Annotated in this window: 6 protein-coding genes; 5 read left to right on the plus strand and 1 reads right to left on the minus strand. The window is 64.0% G+C overall.

All coding sequences use genetic code 11. The annotated features are described in order from the left end of the window. The 4 genes from RT028_RS19105 to RT028_RS19120 all read left to right on the plus strand — a co-directional run. The coding region (locus tag RT028_RS19105; protein ID WP_312936873.1) for an anti-sigma factor at nucleotides 1–538 on the plus strand (538 nt) is incomplete at its 5' end. Between the two features lie 272 nt (nucleotides 539–810). Further along, nucleotides 811–1,275, plus strand: a complete 465-nt coding sequence (locus RT028_RS19110; RefSeq protein ID WP_312936874.1) for a GNAT family N-acetyltransferase — start codon at nucleotides 811–813, stop codon at nucleotides 1,273–1,275. A gap of 136 nt (nucleotides 1,276–1,411) precedes the next feature. Continuing rightward, on the plus strand, nucleotides 1,412–3,892 hold the full coding sequence (locus tag RT028_RS19115) for an EAL domain-containing protein (protein ID WP_312936876.1): 2,481 nt from the start codon (nucleotides 1,412–1,414) through the stop codon (nucleotides 3,890–3,892). Nucleotides 3,893–4,273: 381 nt separating this feature from the next. Next, nucleotides 4,274–5,152 carry a DMT family transporter gene (locus tag RT028_RS19120; RefSeq protein WP_312936878.1) on the plus strand — a complete coding sequence of 293 codons (879 nt, stop codon included), beginning with the start codon at nucleotides 4,274–4,276 and terminating at the stop codon, nucleotides 5,150–5,152. An 84-nt stretch (nucleotides 5,153–5,236) separates the two neighbouring features. On the opposite strand, the gene RT028_RS19125 is transcribed toward RT028_RS19120, so the two are convergent. Continuing rightward, nucleotides 5,237–6,610, minus strand: coding sequence for an MFS transporter (locus tag RT028_RS19125; RefSeq protein ID WP_312936880.1), 1,374 nt, complete (start codon nucleotides 6,608–6,610; stop codon nucleotides 5,237–5,239). Between the two features lie 504 nt (nucleotides 6,611–7,114). Here RT028_RS19125 and RT028_RS19130 point away from each other — a divergent pair. Continuing rightward, nucleotides 7,115–8,276: TIM barrel protein (locus RT028_RS19130; RefSeq protein ID WP_312936882.1), on the plus strand; the 1,162-nt coding region annotated here is incomplete at its 3' end.

Genomic DNA, 8,276 nt, shown 5'->3' on the forward strand with positions numbered 1-8,276 from the left:
GCAACGTGGTTTGCGCCAACGGCGTCAGCGCCGCTGGGCCAGTGCGGCGGTGCTGGTGCTGGCGGTCGGCCTGGGGGGCCTGGGCGGGTGGCAGGCGCGTAGCGTCAGCCTGACCGCGCAGAACCTGCCCATGGCCGATGCGTTGCAGGCCCATCGGCTGTTCGCCAGCAGCACGGCGCTGGATATCCAGGCCCGCGACCCTGCACGCCTGCAAGGCTGGCTCGACCAGTACTTCGCCCGCGTCGGACAACTCCCCGACCTGTCTGGTTATGGCCTGCTGCCGGTCGGTGCGCGCCTGCTCAGCAACGAGCAGGGCGCCGCAGCGCTACTGGTGTTCGAAGATGGCAAGGGTCAGCGCGTCAGCCTGTTCCTGCGTTCGCCAGGCAGCCATTTTGCGCGCATGCCCAGTGGCGAGCGCACCGAGGGCGAGCTGGCAGCGCGCTACTGGTCCCACGGGGACTACAACTTTGCCTTGGTCAGCGCCGCCGATGATGCGCGCGGCGAGCCCTTGCGCCAGGCGCTGGACCTGAGCCTGTAGCCGGTAGGGGTGAAATCCTTCTCCAGGTCAGTTAGGGTCGGGAGCCACTGACAAGGAGAGCGAGATGACGTCCACAGCGACCCTGTTGATCGCAGGGGCCGCCCGCGGCTTGGGCTTTGCGCTCTGCGCGCGACCGTAACGACGAGTGGCGGCGGACACTCGGCTGTCAACCTCCTGCGGCGCGGTCGGGCCGTCGGGGAAGACCACATGCATACACCTCGCAAGGCCAGCGCCGCCGCCCCGGCTTTGCCAGTCCAAGGAAAGGCATTGCAATGCTCGATATCCGTCCCGCTACCCGTGCTGACGCACAATGCACGCTAGACATCCGCCGCGCGGCCATTCACGCCCAGTGCATCGGCGCCTATTCGGCGCAGGACATGCACACCTGGACTCAGGCCGTGGTCACGCCCCCGTATGCCGATCTGGTGGAGCAGCACTTCTACCTGGCCCGCTGGCACGGTGAAGACGTGGCAACCGTCATGCTCGGTCCGCAGGTGAGTGAGTTGGGCGCGTTGTTCGTTGCCCCGCAGGCCATGGGGCAGGGCATCGGCCGGCGCCTGGTCGAACACCTCGAGGGGCTGGCGCGTCGCGCTGGCTGGACCCACCTGACCCTCGACGCCACCCTCAATGCCGCGGACTTCTACCGGCGTTGCGGCTTCGTCGGCCAGGCCGAGTCCGTGTATGAGTCGCCCTCGGGTATCAGCTTGCGCTGCGTGCCCATGTACAAAGCCCTATAGCGGCGATAGGCGCAATTGATTGCGAGAAAAGAGCAAAGCGGCCACGTTGAAGGCATAATGCCAGCATCTTGAACATCAGGGACTTCCTGATACAGGTTCAGGTGTTTCCTTCGCTGATGCCCATAGGTTCGTTTACATGTCGCTCGTTGCAAACCCCGACGTGATGTACCGCTTGTTGATCCAGAGCGTGTTGGACTACGCCATCTATCTGCTCACGCCCGAGGGTGTGATCGCCAACTGGAACGCCGGGGCGCAGCGCGCCAAGGGTTACAGCGCCGATGAAGTGGTCGGCCGACATTATTCGCTGTTCTACACAGACGCCGAACGGCTGGCCGGTTGCCCGGAGCTCAATCTCGCCCAGGCGCGCTCGACCGGGCGCTTCGAAGAGCATGGCTGGCGCTTGCGCAAGGACGGCTCGGCGTTTCGGGCACACGTGGTGATCGACGCGGTGCATGACGACGACGGCCAACTGGTGGGGTTTGCCAAGATCACCCGCGACTGCACCGAGCAGTACCAGGCGCAGATGGCCCAGCGCGAGCAGGAACGCAACTTCCGGCTGCTGGTACAGGGCGTCAGCGATTACGCCATCTACATGCTCGACCCCTGCGGCCGAGTGGCCAGCTGGAACGCTGGCGCCGAGCGCACCAAGGGTTATCGCACCGATGAAATCCTGGGCCAGCATTTCTCGGTGTTCTACATCGATCAAGACCGTCAGAGCGGGCTGCCCGAGCTGGGCGTGGAAACGGCCCGCCGCGAGGGCCGCTTCCAGGCCCAGGGCCTGCGCCAGCGCAAGGACGGCTCGCATTTCTGGACCAGCGTGGTGATCGAAGCCATCGTCGATGAAGACACTGGCGAGCTGGTGGGCTTCTCCAAGGTCACCCGCGACATGAGCGAGCAGCGTCGCTACGAACAAGCGCTGCTGCACGCCAAGGAAGCGGCCGAGCAACATAGCCTGGAAATGGCCGGGTTGTCGCAGTTCCTCGATTCGGTCATCGCCAATATTCCTGCCAGCGTGATCGTGCAGGACGCCAGCAGCCGCAAGATCCTCCTGGCCAACCAGCAGGCCGAGCGGCTGTTTGGCGGGCAGGGTGCGAGCATGATCGGCCACCTGCCCGAGCGCTGCCTGCCGCCGACAACCGCCCAGTACCTGCAACAGCAATTGACCCGTGGCGCCCATAACGGCCAGGCGTTTGCCGCCGAGACCCGGGTCGACACCGCCCTCGGCATGCGCACGTTGCGTAGCCGTGTGGTGCGCTGCGAAAGCCCGGCCGGCCAGTCCGATTACGTGCTGTACGTCGGCGAAGACGCTACCGAGCAGCTGGCGGCGCATGCGCAGATCCACTACATGGCGCACCACGACGCGCTGACCGGGCTGCCCAACCGCACGCTGTTCAGCGACCGGCTCACCCACGCGCTGCTGCGCGGCGAAGAACAGGGCAAGCTGACCGCGGCGCTGTGCCTTGACCTGGACAACTTCAAGAACATCAACGACAGCCTTGGCCACGCATTCGGCGACAAGCTGCTACGCGCACTGGGCAAGCGCCTGCGCAGTGAATTGCGCGAGCACGATACCCTGGCGCGCCTGGGCGGTGACGAATTCGCCGTGGTGCTGACCGGCCTGGACAGCCGCGAGGCAGCGGCGCAGACCGCGCAGCGGTTGATCGCCGCGATTGCCCCGGCGTTTCATATCGAAGGCCATCAGTTCAGCGTCGGCGTGAGTATCGGCATCGCCGTCTCGCCCGACGATCACCAGCAGGCCGAGCAACTGTTGTGCTATGCCGACATGGCGTTGTACGAAGCCAAACGCAACGGGCGCAACCGCTACGAGTGTTTCCACATCGACCTCGACGTCGCCGCGCGTCAACGCCGCCTGGTCGAGACCGACCTGCGCACCGCACTGCACCTGGGCCAGCTGCAGTTGCACTACCAGCCGGTGGTGGATCACCGCAACCACAGCGTCAGCGGCTATGAAGCGTTGCTGCGCTGGCAGCACCCCGAGCGCGGCATGATCATGCCGATGGACTTCATTCCCATCGCCGAGGAAACCGGGCTGATTCACGACATCGGGATTCGCGCCCTGAACCTGGCCTGCCAGGAAGCAGCCGGCTGGGAGGGCAGCCAGACTGTGGCGGTGAACCTGTCGCCGGTGCAGTTCAAGGACGCCAACCTGCCGCACATCGTCGCCCTGGCGCTGGCCGATTCGGGGCTTGCGCCCGAACGGCTGGAACTGGAGATCACCGAGTCGGTGCTGCTGGGCAACAGTGAGGAGAACGTCCAGACCTTGCGCGCCCTGAAGGCGCTGGGCGTGTCGATCTCGCTGGACGACTTCGGCACGGGTTATTCATCGCTGGGTTATCTGCGCTCATTCCCGTTCGACCGGATCAAGATCGACAAATCGTTCGTGCACGACATGTGCGACAGCCGCGAGGCGATGTCGATCATCCGCGCCATCACCGAGCTGTCCAACAGCCTGATGATCAAGACCACGGCCGAAGGCGTGGAATCCACCGAGCAGATGCACCGCCTGGCCGCCGAGGGGTGCTCGCATCTTCAGGGCTATCTGTACGGCCGACCGATGCCAGCGAGTGAGCGACTGACGCGGCTGCTGCCGTTGTAGCCCTGTGCGCGCGAGCCTCTCGCGCAAGACGCCAGCGGCTGTGCGCTGCAGGGCATGGCCAATGACCCGCACATTCCGGAGCGTGGCGCCCACCGCAGGCTCGCCGAGCTGATCCGCCGGAGGTAGGTGCGGCGCAATGCAGCGCAACGCGGGTACAGTATCGCCATGGCGCCCCGTCGCGTTTACCTTGCGACGCTGACGGGGCTTGAACTGTCCGTTGCAGAAATGATCGGAGGGGCAGTGCGCGCCGGCTGGCGTTGCGTGGGGTTGTGCTTGATTCCGGCAACACCACGAACGCATCATTTTGCGCATCGTTGCGGATGCAAGACTGCGCCGCCACACCCAACGCCGTCTGCCGCGGCGTCTTTTTCCGAGATCAGCATGAGTACCAGCACCCCGCTTTCCGGAGTCAACCAACCCCTGCGTGGCATGGCCCTGGTGGTCTGCGCCACGTTCCTGTTCGCAAGCCACGACGCGCTGTCCAAGTACCTGGGCGGCATCTATCCGATCGTCATGGTGGTCTGGGCGCGCTATGTGGTGCACACCCTGCTGATGGCCGGGATCTTCCTGCCCAGGTCCGGCATGGCCGTGCTGCGTACCCGCCGCCCGGTGTTGCAGACCCTGCGCGCCTTGAGCCTGCTCAGTACCAGCCTGCTGTTCACCACCGGGCTGCATTACCTGCCCTTGGCCGAGGCCACGTCGGTCAATTTCCTCGCCCCGGTGCTGGTGACGGCGTTGTCGGTGCCACTGCTCAAGGAGCATGTCACCCGCGGCCAGTGGGTGGCGGTGGTGCTCGGGTTCATCGGGGTCATGGTGGTGGTGCACCCGGGCGGTGCGATGTTCACCCCGGCGATGCTCTTTCCGCTGGGCTCGGCGCTGGGCTTCTGCTTCTACCAGATACTGACCCGCCAGCTCTCGACCATTGACAGCCCGACCACCAGCAACTTCTACGCAGGGCTGTGCAATACCCTGGTCATGAGCGCGCTGGTGCCGTTTTTCTGGGAGGTGCCGCGCTGGGATCATGCCCTGGTGATGCTCGCTCTGGGCGGTTTCGGCATGAGCGCGCACCTGTTGCTGACTCAGGCCTTCCGCTTTGCCGCACCGGCTTTGCTGGCGCCATTCAGCTACTGCCAGATCGTCTTTGCCGGCTTGCTGGGCTTGCTGTTCTTCGGTCAGATGCCGGACACCACCAGTCTGGTAGGCATCGCCATCATCTGCCTGAGTGGACTGGGGGCGGCGTGGATGCAGCGGCGCAGATAAGACCCCCATGAAGGGATGAAGTCGAAGGCAAAAAAAGGGGCGCGTTGCTGGCAACGCGCCCCTTTTTGCCTTACAGCGAGATCCTCAGTGGCTGACGGTGCGCAGGCTGTCCTGCCGGCTGGCTTCATAGGCGTCTTTGCCCATGGGCTTGGCATCGGCCTTGCCCAGGTCTTCCATCGCCAGGCGGTGGGTTTCCGGGGCCAGGTAGGCCGCCAGGGCGCAGATGCAGGTGATGAAGAAGGCAATTCCTCCGACCACCATCGGGATGTTGTCCGAGCCCGGTGGCGCAACGGCGGCGAACAGCGCCGGCAGCATGGCGGTGAGCATGGTGCCGATGTTCTGCGCAATGGCCATGGCCGAGACGCGGTAGCGGGTCTGGAACAGCTCTGGATAGAAGCTTGGGAACACCGCGTTGTAGCCCTGGTAGACCAGGCCCCACATCACGATCGAAGCAGCCACGGCCATCGGCACGTTATGGATGCTGATGGCGTACAGGTAGACGAAGGCCAACAGGCCCGAGCCCAGGCAGCCCGCGATCATGGTCGGGCGGCGGCCGATCTTGTCCGACAGATTGCCCACGAACGGAATCACCAGCACGGCGACGATGTTGCCGATCACCGGGATCCACAGGTACACGCTTTTATCGAAGCCCACGCCATAGGCCGGCTGCACCGCGTAGGCCGCACCGAACACCGTGGCCACTACCGGAATCACGTTCATCAGGGCCATGAACATCACCAGCACCATGTGTTTCCAGCTGTAGCGAAACGCTTCGCTGATCGGCGACTTGGCCACGGCGTCTTTCTGTTCTTCTTGAACGAACGCCGGGGTTTCGTGGACTTCCTTGCGGATGATGAAGCCCGCCACCAGGACGAACGCGCTGAGCAGGAACGGAATGCGCCAGCCCCAGTCATTGAACATGTCGCTGGGCATGAAGTAGGCCAGCGGCAGGAACACGGCAGCCGCCATGACCTGGCCAGCCTGTACGCCTTGGAGGGTATAGCTGGCGTAGTAGCCGCGGCGGCCGAACGGAGCGTGCTCCATGATCATCGAGCTGGCGCCGGAAATCTCCCCGGCCACCGCGAATCCTTGCACCAGGCGCAGCAGTACCAGAATCAGCGGGGCAGCGATGCCGATGTCGTGGTAGGTGGGTAGCAGACCCACTGCCATGGTCGACAGGCCCATGAGGAACATGCACAGCAGCAGCACATTTTTGCGCCCGCGCGTGTCACCCCAGTGGCCGAGCACGAAGGCGCCGATCGGGCGCGCCAGGTAACCCACGCCATAGGTTGCGAGCGAGGCGATGATGGCCATCTTCGGGTCCATCGACGGGAAGAATATCTGCGGGAAAATCAAGGCCGCAGCCTGGGCATAGATGAAGAAGTCGTAGTATTCCAGGGCCGAGCCGATCCACCCGCTGGCGGTCGCTTTCTTGGCTTGGGAGCTTGATTTGGCCATCGTGTTCTCCGTTGTTCTTGTTAGTCACCGCACGGAGCGGTGTAGGCAACGCATGGGTTAAGACAATTCAGGCAGACAGAAACGGGCAAACCCCAGGCGTGAGTCTCGCCAGCACAACAGAAAGGGCAGGGGGGCAGGTACGTACTCGGTGCTTGCGGGCAAGCGCAAGGGCAGTGGAGGTGTGCATAGGTGTTTACCCGGTTTATTGAAATTATTGTCTGGTGACGCAACGCGCGCCCTCGCAGTGTCCAAGCCCTCGACGACAAAGCAGTGCGGGTCGAGGGCCCGGCCTGGGAGTGGCGTCATGGTTGTCCAGTGCTGTGAAGTGAATCAATTCGTATCATCCGGTTCTGTTCGGCAATCGAACGCAAAACTAACCATTCCGTACAAGACCCATTGTCGGCGCGACTTTACCTGCGAATAATCCATCCTGCCAAGAAACCCTTTGCGGGCCTGTCGTCCCGCACCGATAGCGCTGCGCGCCTCACTACAAGGAATTCCAGCATGAAACGTTCAATTGCCACCGTGTCCTTGAGCGGCACCTTGCCGGAAAAGCTCGAAGCGATCGCCGCAGCAGGGTTCGACGGTGTCGAGATCTTTGAAAACGACCTGCTCTACTACGACGGCAGCCCGCGGGAAATCCGCCAGATGTGCGCCGACCTGGGTATCGCCATTACCCTGTTCCAGCCGTTTCGTGACTTCGAAGGCTGCCGCCGCGACCGCCTGCAGCGCAACCTTGATCGCGCCGAGCGCAAGTTCGACCTGATGCAGGAACTGGGCACCGACCTGGTGCTGGTGTGCAGCAACGTGCAGGCCGATGCCCTTGGCGATGAGCAGGTACTGGTCGATGACTTGCGCCTGCTGGCCGAGCATGCGAACCAGCGCGGCCTGCGCATTGGCTATGAAGGGCTGGCCTGGGGGCGTCATGTGAACACCTATCAACAGGTGTGGAACCTGGTGCGTCAGGCCGATCACGCGGCACTTGGGGTGATTCTCGACAGCTTCCACACCCTGTCGCTCAAAGGTGACCCTGGCGCGATCCGTGATATTCCGGGCGAGAAGATCTTCTTCGTGCAGATGGCCGACGCGCCGATTCTGGCCATGGATGTGCTGGAGTGGAGCCGGCATTTCCGATGCTTCCCCGGCCAGGGCGAAATGGACATGGCCGGGTTCCTGGCGTCGATCCTCGCCACCGGTTACCGAGGGCCGTTGTCACTGGAAATCTTCAACGATGGTTTCCGCGCAGCGCCGCCCCGGCAGAACGCAGTCGACGGCCTGCGCTCGCTGCTGTATCTGGAGGAAAAGACCCGCCTGCGTCTGCAGGCCGAGGCCACGACCCTCGAAAGCGGCGTGCTGTTCGCACCGCCCGCTGCCAGCCAGTACCAAGGTGTGGAGTTCCTCGAGTTCGCCGTGGATGAGGCGGTGGGCGCGCGGCTGGGCGGCTGGCTCAAGCGCCTGGGCTTTCGCGACGCCGGTGAGCACCGCAGCAAGGATGTACGCCTGCTGCGCCAGGGCGATATCAACATCGTGCTCAATGCCGAGCCCTATTCCTTTGCCCACAATTTCTTCGAAGCCCACGGCCCGTCGCTGTGCGCCACCGCGCTCAGGGTCGATCAGGCCGGGCCCGCGCTGCAACGCGCCACCGCGTTCGGCGGCCAGCCGTATC

Origin of the sequence: Pseudomonas sp. (genome assembly GCF_032058845.1) — a bacterium.
In the GTDB taxonomy this organism is placed as follows: Bacteria; Pseudomonadota; Gammaproteobacteria; order Pseudomonadales; family Pseudomonadaceae; genus Aquipseudomonas.